Origin of the sequence: Mycetohabitans sp. B46, assembly GCF_037389205.1 — a bacterium.
Lineage (GTDB): Bacteria > Pseudomonadota > Gammaproteobacteria > Burkholderiales > Burkholderiaceae > Mycetohabitans.
In genome coordinates, this window is record NZ_JADBGL010000005.1 from 166537 (window position 1) to 184973 (window position 18437).

The window sequence follows — 18437 nt, forward strand, 5'->3', positions numbered from 1 at the left end:
CAGCATCCGGATAGGCCTTAAACTAGGAGGCAATATGACAATAAGCTCAGGTAGATTCCACTCTCAAATCACTTCAATCACTGTCGAGCCGGAAGATATCAGGTCAACAATCATACCCTTTCGCTATGACACACTGCCTGGGAATCAGCCGAAGGCAAACAAAAATATCGTCTACCTTTGGCAAACGAATGGGGAGGAGGTTCCCTTCCATGAGGACCCGCAGCGAAAATCGATGCTCATCGATTCTAATCGGGCTGACAATCTCACCAACTTCGATGGACTTTCGCTGGCCAAAGACTCCTATTTGATGGCCTACGCGGTAGCGAATAACGTGAACGCCGTTGTAACTACGCTCATCATTAAGGGTACGGGTGACGGCCGATTTGACGTATCCTTTCCAGAAGATAGCCTGGCGTTTTCGGTGACCCAGATCGGCTCGACATCATTGTGTTATCACTTTTGCGTGCCGAGAGGAATGAGTCCGATGGATGATGGCGATTGGATCGGACTGTGGGAAGGTTCTACGGTGTCGGAACTCTACTACAAAAAACCCCTATTCTCCTCGCCGGTGTTAAGCGACATCAACAGCGGGTACGGTGGACTGACCCTACCGGAAGGCCAAAACCTCATGAGTGGCATCGAATACACCCTCGGTTACTTCAAGAGCGGGTATAAGAAAAAAGATAAAAAAGACGATAAAGGAGAAAGTAAGGAAGGAGATAAGAAGGACAATCAAGCAGTAGGAGGTAAAGAAGAAGATAAGAAGAACAATCAAGAAGGGGGAAGTAAGGAAGACCCCTTGCAAACCACACTCGCCGCCGTTACCATCTTTACCGGCCCATAAACGCTAGGCGGCACTCGGGCGGGTGAAGGGACCCGGCGGGCGCCCGCGGCTGAGTTTAGCTGCGCCAGGTCAGTCAAACGTATGCGGTCTTCTTTCTCAAACTAAAAGGGAAAAATGATGGACGAGCCCTCCTCCCAAGCAACTTCGATCACTCAGTTCACTGTCGAAGCGGAGGATATCAAGCCAAGAATCATCCCCTTTCGCTATGACACCCTGCCGGGGAATCAGCCGAAGACTAATAAAAACACCGTTTATCTCTGGCAAACGAAGGGAGAAGACGTTCTCGTCAAAATCACGCCTCTCAGGTCGCAATCCATCAGTCGTAACGAGCCTAACGCCTCGACCAACTTCACGGGGCTCTCGTTGAGCAAAGAGCCGTACTTAATGGCCTACGCGGTGGATGACAACGTCAAGGCCATTGTCGCCACGCTGCTCATTGAAGGTGTGGGCGACGGTCGATTCTCGGTATCTTTTCCCACGGATAGTCTATCGTTTTCGGTGACTCAGATTGGCCCGACATCGTTATCGTACCGGCTCTGCGTGCCGAGAGGAATGAATCCGAAGGACGACAACGATTGGATCGGACTGTGGGAGGGTTCTACGGTGTCTGAACTCTACTACAAAAGACCTCGATGCTTCTCGCCGGTGCCAATCCACACCAACAAAGGGAACGGTGTGTTCACCCTCCCTGAAGGTCAAAACATCGAAAATGGCATCGAATATACGCTCGGCTATTTCAAAAGCGGGTATGACGAGCAAACCCCCTCGCAGACCGCGCTTGCTGCCAGTACCACCTTTAAGTGGGAAGGGGGCGAGTAGTCCGTAGTGCCTACCGCACTCGTCTTCAACAAGACGAGTGCGGTAGGCACTGACTCTTCATCTGCGCCACTCCACGCAGAACGAGTCGTTACACCATGGCAACCACACCTGCTCAAGTGGCCACGGAATCGCGTGTAACAGCACATCAGCCGCATGCGGTTCAACCTGCAGCGTCCAGCGCTTATTGGGCTGACGCGTCAGCATGCCGGGACGTTGCAGAAACAATTGCCGCACATCAGCCACGCCACAGCGGTGCAACCCCGGCAGGCGAGATGGCAACGCCGCGAGCCAGCCGTTTAGTTGCGCCCTTACCGTTGGGTCAGGCTGCCAATCGGGTAACATAGCGTCCAATGCCACACCGCACAGTAGCTTATTAACCGGTATGCGCCACTCGGCGACCGTGTCATCACCCCAAGCCAGTTCATCAAGCCAGCCCGCAGCAATCAACGGTGCACTGACATCGATAAAGTGATTGGCATCATCGAGTAGCGCAAGCGTGCGAAATAAGCCTGGCAACATCGGCCACAGCAGCACGAGACCCGCGCTTAAGACGGCAAACTCGGCCGGTACGAACGCGGCATTCCGGTCACCGCTTCTGTTCATACGATCGGGAGTATCCGGTAACACAGGCGCATTTGGCCGAACGGTATGTTGTGCGGACACCGCCTTTGGAGCCGGCCGATTGGATCTTGCGATAGTATCCGGCTGACGTGTGGCGAATGGAACGTCTTGTGCCGTACGGGCTAGGCTATCCGCGTTAGTCGGTTCGGGGTGCTGAGCCTCATAAGCAGCCCAGATATCCTGTAGCGCCGGTATCGCACACAGTTGCGCCAACCGGCGACGCACTGCTGAGCGCAGCGCCGGGTTCGCTTGTAGCCACCGCTGCAAACGGGTTCGCGCGGTACGTATGGCTTTCTCGGTGATCTGCGTTGCGGAGGGCATCGGCATCGCTGAATGTGTCTGCAAAGACTCTAACGCAACCCACAGCAATGCATCATCAGTATCCGCCGCCGGTTTATTGCGCTCAAGCGCGCGAAACACGCCCGGCAACAGCGGCCAGAGCAGCCCAAAATCAGCGCTGAAGCCAGCTGGTCCGCTCGGCGTGATCGCGGGGTTCATCCGATAGGGCGTATCCGGTGCATGCACGAATGCATCTGGCCAAATGGCATCTTGCTGCTCGGGCACTGCCTCCGGCACCGGCCGATTGGACTCTGCAATAACATCCGAGGAGTATGCGGTGGGCGGAATATCTTGCACCGCACGGGCTAGACTATCCAGCTTAGCCGGTTCAGGATGCTGAGTCTCATAGGCAGCCCAGATATCCTGTAGCGCCGGTATCGCACACAGTTGCGCCAACCGGCGACGCACTGCTGAGCGCAGCGCCGGGTTCGCTTGTAGCCACCGCTGCAAACGGGTTCGCGCGGTACGTATGGCTTTCTCAGTGATCTGCGTTGCGGAGGGCATCGGCATCGCTGAATGTGTCTGCAAAGACTCTAACGCAACCCACAGCAATGCATTACCAGTATCCGCCGCCGGTTTATTGCGCTCAAGCGCGCGAAACACGCCCGGCAACAGCGGCCAGAGCAGCCCAAAATCAGCGCTGAAGCCAGCTGGTCCGCTCGGCGTGATCGCGGGGTTCATCCGATAGGGCGTATCCGGTGCATGCACGAATGCATCTGGCCAAATGGCATCTTGCTGCTCGGGCACTGCCTCCGGCACCGGCCGATTGGACTCTGCAATAACATCCGAGGAGTATGCGGTGGGCGGAATATCTTGCACCGCACGGGCTAGACTATCCAGCTTAGCCGGTTCAGGATGCTGAGCCTCATAGGCAGCCCAGATATCCTGTAGCGCCGGTATCGCACACAGCTGCGCCAACCGGTGACGCGCTGCTGGGCGCAGTACCGGGTTCGCTTGCAACCATTGTTGCAGCCAGGCTCTCACAGTGCGTATAGTGCTCTCGGTGAGCTGCGTCACAGTTGCTGTCGGCATCGCCGGAGATGCGTGAACATTCATCGCGAAAAGAGACGGTGCAGCTGGCGCTGTCCCAACGCCCGTATGCAGCCAGTGACTCCACGCCTGGAACGCATCATGCCGTGCCATTGAATCCTCACTGGCCCTGTTTTGCTCAGCACGTGCCAATTCCTCGATAAGCGCCTGCTCCACTCGCTGCAGCAAGCGCGTTCGCCATTGCTCTTTCCAGCCAGATGCATCCAATACACCTAGATCAATCACCATCCGTTTGATGAGTCTGGGACGAGAGGCTCGCTTCGCTAAACGATGGATGAGCTGGTCGAGATCAGCAAGCACATGCTGGCGAAACAACTGACTGCATTCCCGCAGCAACGCGTGACCATCGAACTGCTCGGCCTTGAACGATAAGCGCAGTCGGTCAATTTTGGACACGGCTGCTCTCCAGTCAATTTTCTGGCGAACTGAACGAGACAATCGCTTGATTAAACGATTGCCCAGCTGTACTTGACACCTCTTCTGATAAAGTCATCGCTTGTACCTGGCCGTGCTCAGCATCCTGCCGGTTGCCGCCTGGTTCGTCATTTGCCTGTGCGACTAGCAATGCCGCCCGCGCATAATGCCGCAAACGTTCAATGAGCAGCTCACGCAGCGACACGTCGCCATGCTCAGCAAACGTGAGCAGCCCTTCTCTCACTGCACTCGCCAGTGCTGTGAGTAGCGCAGCGATCGACATGTCGCCTGTCAAGCGGGGTAACAGAAAAATATCAATGGCTGTAAGCTGCACAGGCCGGTGAAGCAGATTCGCCGTGGCCCACGCGCCGGCTGCGGCATCGCTGCGCGCCAGCGCACTGGCACAGCAAAATGTCCTATCCAGTTTATCCTCCAGTACCGCGCATTCCAGTGTGCTCGCAGATTGTGCGCATACCGGTTCCGTGCGCGCGATCGCGAGCCCGCCCACAACGAGGTAAAACAGCGCGTCACGTATTGCCGCTCGAATGGGCTCTGGAATGCCAGATCCCACCGCCGCCGCACTCAGTTCATCCAACGTACTCGAAGCCGGATACCGTAAGATAAGTGTCTTCAAAGCCGCTTGCACAATGGGGTCGGATGTCCGGTATTGACCTTGAGGAGCATGCAACACCCAAGTGTCATCCTCCAGCTCGAACCGGTAAAGCTCACACAAAACGACGTGCAGTTTATCCATATGCATAGCCCGCAATGTGCGCTCAATCGCCCGATGATCATGCACGAGCAAGCTTTCGCGAAACGGGCGGCCTGAGACGAGATCATTCACCTGCTCGTTTGCAAGTAAGCGGTCGCCCGTCCACGCGCGGATCGCGGCCGCCCGCTCGGGAGCGCTCAACTCCGGCAACATGGTAGTTAAGCGCGCTTCGCACAGAAACGCTAGCCCTTTGGCCGCCTGCACGAATTCGCTGAATAGGCACGGTGCGTTGGTTGCAGCCAGATATTCATGCATCAAATACGGATCTGAGCGCTGCATCAAATCGTTGATGATGGCACATACTGCCGAGCCATACATCGAATCGGATGATGCATGCGCTTGTAAAAAGCTCAGCATTGCACGCAACTGCTCGAGCTGCTGGGTAGGCTCCGCATCCGCTGAAATCTGCCACAACAACGCATCCCGAATCGCCTGCCGCTGCCGCCAACCGGGCAGCACGTTATAACTAATGTACGCGATTCCGTCAGGTGCCAGATGCTGTTGACAGATTTGCATAATCGCCGCGCGTACCGCGGGCGGCACCCAGCTGTAGACACCGTGACAAATTATGTAATCGAATAGGCCCAATGTGCCAGGAAGCTCGAGCAAGTCGCGGCACTCGAGGCGCACGTTGCGCAGACCTGAGTAGGCAATGCGTTGTTGCCCATCCTCAATTTGGACCGGCGACAGATCGATACCCACGCACACCGACTCAGGAAATTCAGCGGCCAGCGGAATCAGATTTCCGCCAGCCGCACAACCCAGCTCCAGAATCTGCGCGGTACGCACTGGTGGTGCGGTGAGTCCGAACAGTTCTGCCAGCGCAGCCAGTCCTCCTGGGTGCGTCTGCTCAAACGGATACGAAGTGTACGGCAGACGGTCATACGTCGAGACAAAGGGCACAGGCACTGTTGCCGCGGTGTCTTGAACGGCTTCATCAGTTTGTAGTTGAGTTTCTAACATAAGTCTCTCCGAGAAGTGGGACAGCCTGCCATTCAGCCAACTCATGCGCCACCTTTCAGGTGCATAGCCTAATCATCGAACTGGTGATGTCATACGATGACTGAGCCTTTAAAGACCATCCCCAAAGGGGAGGCTTCGTCCTTGGCTGCTTTGATCGCAACAAGATACTGTTCTTTTTTTTCTTCCAAGTTCTCGATTGTTTTCATCGAGATGGACCGCGCAGAATAATTAAGCGCTTGCACTTTATCAATAGACCGAATAGAAGAATTTTCTCGTTTAATTCGATAAACTCCAATGGCATTTCCCTCTATCGCGGCGAAGTAATCTGCATTCTCACCGATGGCTAGCGCAGAATGAGGCAACTCATGTTCGTGCTCTTGAGTCCATTTCTTTTCACTTTCTTCTTTAAAAAAATATATTTTTTCTTTATCCCCCACCGCTGCAAATTTTCCATTTCCACTCAACGTTACACAGGTTGGATCAACAGATGAAAGGAGTTTACCATTAGAAAAAAAATTGTTACTTTTTTCGTATTGCTTCTTTACATCACCATCATCCTCATCATCGCCACCACCATCATCAGCAGCATCACTAAAATAATATACACTAACATCTTTTTTATCCCCATCCAAAAAAATGATTCGACTCCCGTCCGAACTAAAGCACAATGGCCCACAAAAACAAGTTTTTGGGCAAGATTTCGGTTCAAGTTTAATTTTTTCATCTCTATAGCGCGTAGTACTTACATCTACACTGTAAATTACAGGATCTTCTTCGCATACGCCAATACCAACCAATTTATTATCTATAACAACAATTGAATTCCCCAAGATTTCCCCAATATCCTTCCTCTCCTCCTGATCCAAAAACATTAATGAATTTTTTTCTAAATTTTCATTTTGAGTTAAAACAGAAAACCATCCACTATTCGAGCGATAATTATCATAACGACTACAAGCGGCATCCGCCCATGAAAAATCCTTAACCTCAGGCCCAAATGGCACGCCATTTTCATCAAAAACAGAGCGGAGTAGATTGTATATTTTTTTTAATGATTCTTTTCCGAGCCCCTCAAAAACCTCCTTCGAAAATATATCGCCCTGCTTTAAACAAAGCCCTTGCGAAGTGCCTTCAAAATGACTCGCGGCATCGAGTTTCAGGCTTAAACCACCATTAAATTCCACGCCCCTTATCTTATCAATCTGGACGCTCAATTTATTTTGATTATTTCCCTCATCCGGGATGACCAGCCCCTTCTCTTTAATTACATCCAACTGCAAGGTAGAATCGAGCTTGAACCCACTATTTTCCTTGCACTTCAACCCCAGTCCTTCTTTTTCATCCAAGACTAATGCGTCTTTGCTCTTGAGTTTTAATTGGACTTTCTTACCTTTACCACCTTCACCGTCCTTTGTCACTTCAATGCCATAGCCCGCCTGCAGAGCAAGCATCGTCACACCACTCTTATTCTGTTCGCCCCTCAACTCATTGCCAAAAATACATCTCAAACCTTTATTATCCGAACCGATTCTTCGATCCCTGTCCACCTTGACAGCCACACTACCTGTCTTGCTGGTCATTGACCGTTTTTCATCCAGGTACACAGATAACTGATAGTTATTGTTGGGCAATTTACTTAAATATAACCCATTCGCAGGCAACTCTGGCTTTCCCTCTGAATCGATACCAATGGTCTTAAAACATTTCGACAATCCGTCCAAAATAGCCTCGAAATGCTCCTGCCGTGGAACATGTTTGGCTTCAAAGCACGATTTCAGCTTTGACAGCGACCAGGGTCCTTCTATAGAATGACCCTCTTCATCGGCAATTTTTTTCGTATCAGGATCTTTATCTAATTCCATTACTCGCTATTCGATCGAGTCCCGCTGATTCCACGTTGATACGAAGACTGTGCCCCGTTATCTAAAATTTAACGTTTTCATCAACTTTCGTCGAATCGCCCTATTTTCCCGTCAAGATTAAAAGTATTAATTTACCGCCTTTTTACTACGCGCAGCATTCTTGTTTATCCGGCTTTATCATATATTATCCTGTGCAGCTTCACATAGAAGCTGATAAATATCCTTCAGGATCTGGCGATCTGCTGGATCTTCATCGAGTTTTCTAAATGTGGCAACATCACAAAGCAACGTGTCTTCCTTTATGCGTAAAGCGTTTTGGCCATTCTCTTCGACCTTCTCTATCACGTTATCTTCTTGAGGATTAAGCAGCAAATCGACAGCACTTTCACCATTAAATATCAAACCACTATCTTTTGCCAGATTGAGTTCGAGAGTTTTATCTTGATCATTCCACTGCAACCCTTCACCCAGCACAACCTCAAGTGGCCCATTATCGATCTTGATGGCCGGCCCGCAATGGATCTGCACGCTATCTCCGTTTGTGCTGTCAAACTTCAAACCTTTTTCCTCTTGCAACTTCATCGCAAGGGTTTCTTTGCCCGGGCTCCTCATAACCTCTAGTCCTGGCCCTGTTTGGATCTGAAGCAAACCTTCCCCCTCCAGCTCCGAACTAAAAACAAGCTGAAGCTTCCCATCATCAGAAACCTGTAACGCGCCGGCCGGGTTCGTTTTCAGTTTCAATGCCTTTGACCCCGCTTGCTCGACGCCTAACTCAGTTGTCTGGCCGTCACACTTAACGCTCAACTTCAACGGACCGTCCGGTTTTGCTGACGGCGAGGACAGCTGCAAACCCGCTCCCGGATTACGATCCACTGCCCCAACTGCTTGACAGGCTTCTTGCAACAGATCCAATAGTTCGGAAAAGTCAGCTTCAGTCGGGATCTGCCCCGCTTGAAAATATTTTTTCAGCTCTGCAATCCGGTCTCTCAGCGGGTTATTCCGAACGAGCGTATTTTGCGACCTGCCGTTTTCATCGTCTGGACTCATGTCAACTCATCCTCCTCTTTTTCTTGACCTGCTTTCACTAAAATCCGCCATATCTCTTGACGCTGAGCGAGCGGCATCTTTTCAAACGTTTCGACCGAGACCAAAGCGCTCGGATCGAGCGTCAATTGACCACTGCCGTTCAGTCGCAGCGCGTTGCCTTCGACGGTATGCACACGGAGTCCGTTTGCATCGAGCGCCAACGCTGTGTCCTGCGCCAGCGCGACGTGCAGCCCGCCCTGGACACTCACACCGCTACCGCAGACCACTGCCAGCCCCTCGCGGGTCGTCAGCCCGCTGCTGGCCACCGCCACCTTTAAACCCTGCGTCGTAGCCTGAAGACCACCCACGGGTTGATTTTTGCTTTGCCAATTGCTTGGCACCACTCTTTCGACACCGCCCGCCTTTTCAACCGTCACCCCGCGCCCCGTTTGCACAGCCAGGCAGCCTTGGCCATCATGGAGCACGGGGTGGCACTTCACATCGAGCCCCTTGTCATCGGCTGTTAAACATGTGCTATCGTCAAGATGGACCGTAAGGCATGATTTTTGATCGATAGTCAACCCGCTTTTCTTATCCAGATTCAACGCAAGACGGTCTTGTTCCAATCGCAGTCCATCACCCGGTACGACTTTCGTTAAATCTTGCGTCATACCCAGCGCGTCAAACAACGATTCGAGCACATTGAACCATGACGCGTAATGCTCGGGACACGGTAACTTTTCTGTCTGAAATGCCTCTTTAAGCTGCGCAATGACCGATGCCAAGTCACCCGTGACCGCCTGAGCCGGTTGCTCTGAAGCAGCTGGCACAAAATAAACTTTGGCCAGCCCAATTTTTTCTTGATCGTTGAGGATGCCACTCAAGTGCTCATCTTCAGACTGACCCACAATATGCAGATTACCGATTGCGGAGGGTTGAGCAGTCCCTTCTAAAATCTTCCATATCTCTTGACGCTCGGCGAATGACATCTTTTCAAACGTGCTCACCGAGACTTGTGGATTAAGCGTCAATTGACCGTTCTCGTCAATCTGCAGCGCATTGCCTTTACCTGTACACACACGCAGACCATCGGCATCGAGCGCTAACGCTGTCTCCTTAGCCAGCACGATCTGCAACCCCTGCTCAGCGCTCATGCCTTTGCCGCACCTCAACGCCAACCCCTCTTGAGTAGCAAGCCCGCTATCGGCTACCTCTAACCTTAAGCCGTCCTCCGTGGCCCCAATACCGCCCACAGGTTGATTCACGCCTTGCGGCACCACTTTTTCGATACCCGCGACCGTTTTGACCGTTACGCCGAATCCTGCTTGCACAGACAAGCAGCCTTTGCCATCATGAAGCACCGGGCGGCATTCGATATAGATACCTTTGTCATCGGCCGCTAAACATGTGCCGCCGTCGAAATCGGCAAACAGATACGACGCAGTTGCGTTGATTTTCAACCCGCCCTTTGCCTCCAGATTCAACGCGAGACGGTCTTGCTCCAACCGCAGCCCATCACCCGGCACAACTTTCGTCAGATCCTGCGCCATGTCCAGCGCATCACACAATGCCTCGAGCACGTTGAACAAGAGGACATAATCGCCTTCGCTCGGTTTTCTGCCGGTCCCGAAGCGCTTTTTCAAATCAGCAATCTTAACTTCCAAACGGGCGTCCAATATTCGGCGCATGGCTTGTTGCAGCGTCATAAGCTCCTCGCCGGTAATATCAGCAGCGTCGTGCTCAAATATCGCATGGTGACTAGTACTGTTTATCTGTTAAGATATACATCACTTCATTTTTCTTAACGGTCTCTTCATCTTGATAAGTCCCATCAGGATTAAGCTTTACATCTCCATCTGTTTTATAGAGAGAGGTCGTGCCAATGCCAGCCGGTTGATCCGGCAAGCGGCTCAGTGATAGGATCTCGAGCAGCTGATACGTCTCATTGCCGAACGAATAACCACTGTTTTGCCAACCATTGTACGCATGTCCAAAGGAACGGAATGCGCTGCGGTTCAACCAGTGGACAGTCGATTGGATATGACACGGAACTTCATCCCGCACAACCTGCTCGACCCATTCGATCACATCGCTGGGTTTAGAAGAGAGAGAAAACCATTCATCCTCGCGATTCAACACGACGCCGATGCTAAACGAAAACTGGTCTGCCAGGGGTAACGAACGTTCGACATAGCAGCGCCGAAGTGTTTTGCCGTCTGCGTTGGTCCCTGGCCACTGGACACCAGTGTCGCATTTCGCTACAAAGGTACCCTGCGATACGTCTACCTGCTCGACAACCGTTTTAATTGGATCACCCGGAAGGTTTGGATTAGATGGAATATTAATTACGTCTCCGATTTGGATTGCTGTCGCGCTGGAGGCAATTTGGCAACGCTTTCGCTGACCATCCAGCAAGCCAGATTGATTAGCAGCATAGACGAGTGGATAGTCTACGCCCCACATCCATTCACTCAGTGTCTCGCAAGACAGCTGCCACGCTTTATTAGATACACCATCCACAATGTATTCGGCATCGACATACAGCTGGTTATTGTGTTGCAGATCGAACGATAGCGTAATAGCCCCCCCTTCAGCCTTCACATTTGAAACAACCGCCCAAGGATAAACACTAAAGTCGGGCGGTGGAGAGCCACCTATCACAGTCATTTTAAAGAGTTGTCCGACTTCTGGAACGTCTGCCCCCTCTCCAAAGCTCAGAGCTAGTGCTTTTTTCTCCGTTTCCTGTTCGTCTGAAAATTCAATGACTGCCTCAGACGCAGGTCCCAACTGAATGGATTTTCTGGGTTGCGACGGTAACAACAGCCAATATTCGATCAGGTAAAACGGCAGATTGTTCATCTTACCGCCGTGAGTCGGAGCAAAAAGTTCCGCGCCGATGCCCAATCGAGCGGCAATTCGCTTCTGAAGATCGGAGATCTGACCGATCTGGACATTGGCACGGTTGTAGGTCAGCGTACAAAAATGTTCGAGGTAGCCTTGCTGAACCTGAGTAAATTCACGAAGCCGCGCCTTATCACGCAACACGCCTAAGCCTTGCTGAACCCCAAAATATCCCAGCAGATAGTCGATAATCTCAAGTTCTTTAGTCCAATCCTCCGAACGCTCGACCATATAATCGGTTAGGTCATTTTTCCAGTGATCGTACAAGTCATTCAAGCGAGTATCCGACAAATAGGGCCACTGAGATCCCCATACGTTCCCTGGCGAAGCTTGCTTCAAGGTATACCGGTCGAAAGCCAATAATTTGGCAACATTGGCCGCTTGCGCTATGCCGTTCGCAATCCACTGCTCGAACGGCAAAAAGAATTGGTATTGGCGTTGCAGACGTTTCTTTTCCTCACCCTCTTGATGCTGCTTAAGGTCATCTTGCAAGCCGTAGCACGGCGGGATGCGGTTGCTCGCCGGTGCGTAGGTATCGCCACGCCAACGGCCAATCGGCACGCCTGTAGCTGCGTTAGTGACGATGGAAGGTTGCGCATCTTGAATCGCTTGTATGAGAGCGTCTCGATCAATATTTTGTAGCTCACCTCGCTTAAATAAACGGACTTTAAGTGACTCATTGTTTTTATCCACTAAAAAAGCAATCGGATCATCTCCCCAGGCGACCGGGTAGCATGTCGGGTCGATCACCATCGTCCAGGATGGTATATCGCCGATTTGCAGTTTCATTATCCTATCGACCCCGGCAAGCGCCAGTAAAGACTGAGCAAGTCCACTAATATCGACGGCACGGGACCGCGTGTAGTCAACGGCATCGGATATTGAGGTGATCCAGCCGTGCTGTAATCGTGGACCATTGTAGACGGCCTCCGCCGGGATACCTTGCTCAATGAGTTGCGGCGCCCCCACGCGCATCGTCGGTGAACGGATGCAAGCATCGACCTTTTGATACAGGTCGGCCATTGTTTTGACCGGATCCTGCCACTCATCGTCAAGTTCGATATCGATTTGCACGTCCACATATTGGGGCTCGAGCCAGATGATCCTGCGTACTTGCTCACAAAGATTACGATTGTTTTGCAAACACGTTTGCAAGACCTTCTTCGCTTTTTCTTCATCGATGCCCCGCTGCTTCGCCACATATAAGTGGTATCCCCCTAGCAAACAGAATTGATTAGTCTCGAGGTGCGAATGATCAAAAAGCAGATCAAAATCGAATCGGAAACGGTGATTGTCTTTATCGTACCGATAGCTATATATCTGTTCGAGATCGAAGGGCTCTCGTACCAGCTGCGCATCCATAAAATAGAAGCCCTGCGATAGTGCCGTAGCCTGCGTTGATTCATCCGAGCGCAGATCCAAAATAGCGCGCCGATAGTCATTTTTTGTGACCGGCGAGCAGGTTAATGCCCAATCTGGACCAAACGTCAGTGGAAAAATTCGCTTCCGATTTTTTTCTTCACGCCGTTGCACATCCCCGGGATTGAGCGTCAGCAGATCTTTTAGCGGATGCGTGTGCCGGTAGGCTAGATCGGCCACGTTATAGATGAGCGCCTGCAAGAACGTTACACCTGGATCGTGCTCGCCAAACTCAGTCCATTCTTGACCGGCGAGCGTACGCAACGAATCCAACGCCGTGTCCCACAGGCTATCAAAGTGAATCGCGTCGTATTCCTGTTTAACGTCATCCATGAAATAAGCCCAAGTCGATAAAAGTGTCCGTTCCCTGGCGCGTAGAGAGTGTGTATCGTCGAATTAACGACGGGCTCATATTGACTCTGCTGTCCGGTGATACAATAAGATCGAGTCTTGATCGCCACCCATCGCAAGTATTAAGCCATTACCACTTAAGCTCACACTTGTGCCGAACCCTATCTCCACCTCAAGCGTTTGCAGCAAGACGGGATCGGGGCCATTTACACCAGTCCAAATTTCAACCTGCTTGCCATCAGCAGCGCCGGCGGCCAGAACATAGCCGGTATCGCTCAGACTCACGCTAGTCACCGGCTGGGCCAATGCAATGCCCTTACCGGCACGTTGCCAGATGCCGTTTTGTATCTGATTAATAGTGATATCTGTTTGATACGCGCACGTGATCACCTGCGCGTTCCGGCTGAGAGTGGACACGGTACTTAAAGCACTTTCCAGTTGGACAAACTTGTCAGAATGATGGATCACGTCCGGGTACACATAAACGCCCGTACTGTCCTTGCAGTTTGCGACTAAGGGAAGCGTTCCGCCGCCATTGAGGTCAATCTGGCGATCTTTCCAATCCGGCAGCGTTATCGGGCTCTCCTGTCCTTCCTGATACGTATTGTTATTGAGTGTCCAAAAACGAAGATACCCTCCTTTCTGGGCCACAGCGATGAATTGCCCGTTGTCCTCAACGCTGAGATCCGTCACAGCGCCTTCTTTTGTGTCCACCTCGAAGCTTGGGCCGATGCCAAACGACTGGTTATTGAGCAAATCAAACTGTACAGCAGTACCGCGAAGATACGCAATACCAGGACAAGCATGCGGCCCAGCCAACTCAAATATGGCCGCCTGACCGGCATCTAGTTCAATGTGGCGCCATTGGCTGTCTGGTCCATAAATGGCAATGGCCGGGGTGTTAGGCTCCTTAGTCGCATCGACCACCAGATACTGGCCGTCATGGCTAACGCGTACGCGATTGCCAACAAGGGTATAGTCTGCAGGAAGCTTCACCTGCTGCGGTTGACCAAAAAGCGTCGAGGTGCGTTCGCCAAATGTGAGCACCAGCGCTTCTAGACCGTTCGCCACAACGGTTCGCGCTTGTCCATCAAGCAATAGGCTCTTCACCCGCATCACGATCGGCAAACGTTCGATGAAAGCAAGCATCGCATAGTAGTCGAGCGTTACGCCCATACACACTTCACTCGGGCTGGAGCCATTGGCCCATGGCATATACTGGGCACTGAGCGCTTGTGCCACTTGCCGATAGCCCTGATCAGGATTCGTGCTAGCAGTAAAGTCGATCGTATAAGCGAGCGGGACATCGCGATAAGCTGGATTGCCGATTTCAAGGTTAAGCCATAGCGTCGCTCTATCGAGGAGGAATTGTTCCATCTGCCTCAGTCGCGACGCATTGAACGCAGGACGCAATCGGTCACCGCTATCAGATTGATCAGGCTCTGGAATGACGACCAGGCGCTGAATTAAAGGATGGGCGCTCGGATCAGATTTGTCTTGCACGCGGGGAGCAGCCTCTCGTACGTCATGAATTTCTGTATAACGCTCCTTAAGCAATTGCCGGATATCGCCCCATGTCAATGCACGGCCGCGATGATGCAGGCACTGGGCAATCCGCTGATAAAATTTCTCGGTTTCTTCCACGGGTTGGCCGCCATCGGAAGGCCAGGGTTGTGCGATAGTTTGCAGGCCCTCGATGGGCTCGACGCTGCGCGTGACCGTATCAGCAGGCAGGGGCGTGGTCAGATGATCCGCGGCAATATGCTCAACATTCACAAGCGTAGCCGTCATGCAATTAACGTTCAGGCCCAACAGCCACGGAAAATCAGAAGGCCGCACCGCATCGTCACTGACCGCAAAACCATCCTGCTCCCCATCGTGCTCGTGCTGGGCAGGCGGCTTGAACTGTGCGCGTACCCAATAGCGCCCTGCGGGCATGGCCGGGTCTTGATAGCTCGCATCGTGCGGCAACGTTGTCCGCCATAAGCCGGACATTGACAATTTTCCTGTTTTATCATGCACCTGCATGTCCAGCGCTTGCCAGCAGCTCTTCTTATCCTTGTCCTGGGAAAGATAGTCCCAAGACAACAGCACATCGGGATTGGCCGCTCGCACTTTCCAGTACAGCGCCAAATCTTGTCCCGGTTGTATCCCCGCGAAACCCAGCATTAATTGACGCGCTGGCTGGCCTAACTCGCGGGCCATTGGCGCATCGTCCAAACAATGACCAAATGGCGTAAGCCGGTATTGGGTGTCGAGTGCAGTCGTCGATAGTTTGTACGACACGGATAACGAGGCCCACTGCGGCGTGTACGGGGGATGAAGCCGAATAATCGTAGGCGTCTTCTTATAGAGCGGTGCATTCTGAGAACTTCGATAGACGGCATGCTCAAAGTCTTGGCCCGTCAGTTTGAAACGAAGGTACTGGTCCCAATGGCGCGGATCGGTATCGTCAATGATTTCGGCGGTCAGCACACCAATCGCTTTAAAGGCTAACGAAGCGCCGATCGGTGGCGAAGCTTTTCCCGGCGATTTGTCTTCGAATAGCGGGAGCTTTCCGTCATCTGATAAATTGCCCGTCATCGCCAGTTGACGGCTCTCCACGGTCATTTCGACCGTGAAAACCTGATTATTCTCGGGTACGCAACCGCCATAAATAGCATAACCAAACTTCTCATCCTGGCCATCAACGCTGTCCCATTCATACCAACTCTGGAAACTCTGCGTGGGCAATCCCATCCAACTTGGATCCAGCGTGATGGTCAGCTTACAATCCGGCTTGTTGCACCAGTCCGGCGACATCAAATAAAAGCTGCTGTCCAATTCAGGAGAATCACCGAATGGCCTGTTTTCTTTATCTATTTCCGCCACACCGCTATCGGTCGCCATGATCACGTGGGGAGAATTGCGCACGGTTACGTTGATCTGCGTAACACCTGGAACCTCAGCCGATGAGCACGTCATCTTGAGCAACGGCACAAGATCATCGAAGCCATCCAACCCTTCGGGTGCCGCTACTGCGCCTTGACTGGCCTGTAATACAAATGAAGCTTTTCTATCGTCATCGATCATCTCGGTCTTCTGCAAGGGGATCCAACTTTTGTTTTCCCCACTCACCCATGCACTCAGGTCCTCTCTTGCCCCGATAGGAGCATCAAACGTCACTTCGATCACACGCTGCCCGCCGGCAACGGCCAGCACCGGCGAAGCAATGGCGCAACCCGATCCAGACGGGAGCGAGTGCCGGGTGGGCTGGCTTGTTGTCGATAACTCGTACGACACGGATAACGATGTCCACCGCGGTGTATACGGAGAATGGAGTTCGATAATCGTAGGCGTCTTCTTATATTGCGGCGCGACAAGTGAAGTCTGATAAGCGGCATGCCCAAAATCCTGGCCCGTCAATTCGAAACGAAGATACTGTGTCCAGTCGTGCGGATCGGTACTCTCGATGATGGGGGCGGTGAGTGTCTTAATTTCGTTGAAGGTCAGCAAAGCACCTATCGGCGGCGGAGCGTCTCCCGACAATTGATTTCCGAATAACGGGACCATTCCACCATCTAATTGACCATTCACCACCGTCATTTTGACCGTGAACGCCTGATTATTCCCGGGCACGCCACCGCCATAAATGGCATAGCCAAATTCTCCACCCTGGCCGCCCACGCTGTCCCATTGGTACCAATCGTGGAAATTCTGCGTGGGCAATCCCGTCCACGCCGGATTCAACGTGATGGTCAGCGTACAATCCGGCTTGTTGCACCAGTCCGGCGACATCAAATACAAGCTGCTGCCCAATGCGGGAAGTTCACCGAATGGCGTGCTCTTTTTACCCGTTTCTGCCACACTGTCATCGGTCGCCATCATCACCTGGCTGGGATTGCGCACCGTCACATTAATCTGTTTAACACGGGGAATATCAACCAATGGACACGTTATCTTGAGCAAAGGCACGGGATCGTTAAAGCCATCCAACCCCGCGGGTACCGCTATGGCGCCTTGATCGGCATGTAATACAAAGGCGGCCTTCCATCCCTCAGGCGGCATATGGATGATGGGAAGCCTCTTTAGGGGAACCCAACCTTTTTCCCCGCTCATCCATGCACTGAGTTCTTGGTCTTTTCCCATCAGGCCGCCGACACCATCAAACGTCACCTCGATCTCGCGCTCCCCTTGCGCGACAGCCAGCACCGGCGAAGCAACCACGCGCCCGGGCACCACGGTCTGGTCCCTTTGAGGATCGTAACTAAATAGCCGCACCCCTTCGTTTGGCCACACCGTGGCAGACTGACCAAGCGTATCAAGCACCACCCGCTTTGTGGCAGGATGCTGGATTTGAGGGTTATCGTCATGGTTTTCCGACTGATACCAGCACACGTCCGTGAGCATCGCCTGATTCACCCACACATCTTCATCGAGCCGATACTCCAATGGTGTCCCTGCACTATCCTGGCCCGCACTGAACCGTTCACCAGCCGGCAACATCAAGGTTGGCTGGCTTGGCGTGAATGACAGCATCACCTGATCCGGCACGGCAGGACTTTCCCGCACACCAAGCTCCTCCCGGTAATAAAGCGCGCGATGCCGAGCCGGTATCGTGTTAAGCAGAGCTCGCGGCACGTTGAGCGAGGCTAAAAATGCGACCAGAAAGGCTTGCTGAGGAGGCAGCAAGCCATTAGGCTGAGCTACCGCCTCAAGTAGTGCCGCTACTGGATCGACTGAATCATTGGCTTCATCGAACGGGAAAAAAAACTTCTTCCACGACTCATCGTCTTTATTAAAGCTGCCCGGCGTGGCAAACGGGTCATCAAATGGCAGCAAAGCCACATAGTCTCGCCAAGTCTTTAAGTGCCATGCCAAATCGCGTTGATCCAGTATGAACGACTCTTGAGGCGATAATGTCTTCTTCGCTGTCATAATAGGTTTTTTTACGCTGATCGTGAGAGAACGTTCTATTTACCCGGCTTGGACTTCTTTCTCTAAGCACTGCTCTCATTGGCTCGCCGCGTGGTGCGCATGCTCTGCTGCATCATACTGGCTCAAGGGCGCCTTATCC

The 18437-nt window shown here is 52.4% G+C and carries 9 protein-coding genes; 2 read left to right on the forward strand and 7 right to left on the reverse strand.

What is annotated here, in order from left to right; genetic code table 11:
• Positions 1-34 precede the first annotated feature (34 nt).
• Together IHE30_RS07495 and IHE30_RS07500 are read left to right on the forward strand one after the other, a co-directional pair.
• Complete coding sequence (locus tag IHE30_RS07495; protein WP_337689744.1) at positions 35-844, forward strand: hypothetical protein; 810 nt, start codon at positions 35-37, stop codon at positions 842-844.
• A gap of 117 nt (positions 845-961) precedes the next feature.
• Positions 962-1663: a hypothetical protein gene (locus IHE30_RS07500; RefSeq protein WP_337689745.1), complete on the forward strand. Its 702-nt coding sequence runs from the start codon at positions 962-964 to the stop codon at positions 1661-1663.
• A gap of 57 nt (positions 1664-1720) precedes the next feature.
• Here the strand turns inward: IHE30_RS07500 and IHE30_RS07505 are convergent, their stop codons facing one another.
• The 7 genes from IHE30_RS07505 to IHE30_RS07535 form a co-directional block, all read right to left on the reverse strand.
• Positions 1721-4069: a contractile injection system tape measure protein gene (locus tag IHE30_RS07505; protein ID WP_337689746.1), complete on the reverse strand. Its 2349-nt coding sequence runs from the start codon at positions 4067-4069 to the stop codon at positions 1721-1723.
• 13 nt (positions 4070-4082) lie between these two features.
• Entirely contained in the window at positions 4083-5822 is a 1740-nt protein-coding gene (locus IHE30_RS07510) for a class I SAM-dependent methyltransferase (RefSeq protein ID WP_337689747.1), read from the reverse strand.
• A gap of 89 nt (positions 5823-5911) precedes the next feature.
• A complete protein-coding gene (locus IHE30_RS07515; RefSeq protein WP_337689748.1) occupies positions 5912-7684 on the reverse strand; it encodes a hypothetical protein in 1773 nt (590 codons plus the stop codon).
• A 177-nt stretch (positions 7685-7861) separates the two neighbouring features.
• Complete coding sequence (locus IHE30_RS07520) at positions 7862-8731, reverse strand: hypothetical protein (RefSeq protein ID WP_337689749.1); 870 nt, start codon at positions 8729-8731, stop codon at positions 7862-7864.
• Positions 8728-10416, reverse strand: a complete 1689-nt coding sequence (locus tag IHE30_RS07525) for a hypothetical protein (protein ID WP_337689750.1) — start codon at positions 10414-10416, stop codon at positions 8728-8730. Before IHE30_RS07525 ends, IHE30_RS07520 begins: the two co-directional genes overlap by 4 nt.
• 52 nt (positions 10417-10468) lie before the next feature.
• Positions 10469-13363 (reverse strand): hypothetical protein, encoded by a 2895-nt coding sequence (locus IHE30_RS07530; RefSeq protein WP_337689751.1) that lies wholly within the window; start codon positions 13361-13363, stop codon positions 10469-10471.
• A gap of 75 nt (positions 13364-13438) precedes the next feature.
• Complete coding sequence (locus IHE30_RS07535) at positions 13439-18298, reverse strand: hypothetical protein (RefSeq protein ID WP_337689752.1); 4860 nt, start codon at positions 18296-18298, stop codon at positions 13439-13441.
• Positions 18299-18437 lie beyond the last annotated feature (139 nt).

What these genes read in the sequence shown, in the direction of transcription:
- IHE30_RS07530 (WP_337689751.1), bottom strand. Translation starts at nt 13,363, where the DNA reads ATGGATGACGTTAAACAGGAATACGACGCGATTCACTTTGATAGCCTG.
- IHE30_RS07520 (WP_337689749.1), bottom strand. Translation starts at nt 8,731, where the DNA reads ATGAGTCCAGACGATGAAAACGGCAGGTCGCAAAATACGCTCGTTCGG.
- IHE30_RS07535 (WP_337689752.1), bottom strand. Translation starts at nt 18,298, where the DNA reads ATGACAGCGAAGAAGACATTATCGCCTCAAGAGTCGTTCATACTGGAT.
- IHE30_RS07525 (WP_337689750.1), bottom strand. Translation starts at nt 10,416, where the DNA reads ATGACGCTGCAACAAGCCATGCGCCGAATATTGGACGCCCGTTTGGAA.
- IHE30_RS07515 (WP_337689748.1), bottom strand. Translation starts at nt 7,684, where the DNA reads ATGGAATTAGATAAAGATCCTGATACGAAAAAAATTGCCGATGAAGAG.
- IHE30_RS07495 (WP_337689744.1), top strand. Translation starts at nt 35, where the DNA reads ATGACAATAAGCTCAGGTAGATTCCACTCTCAAATCACTTCAATCACT.
- IHE30_RS07510 (WP_337689747.1), bottom strand. Translation starts at nt 5,822, where the DNA reads ATGTTAGAAACTCAACTACAAACTGATGAAGCCGTTCAAGACACCGCG.
- IHE30_RS07500 (WP_337689745.1), top strand. Translation starts at nt 962, where the DNA reads ATGGACGAGCCCTCCTCCCAAGCAACTTCGATCACTCAGTTCACTGTC.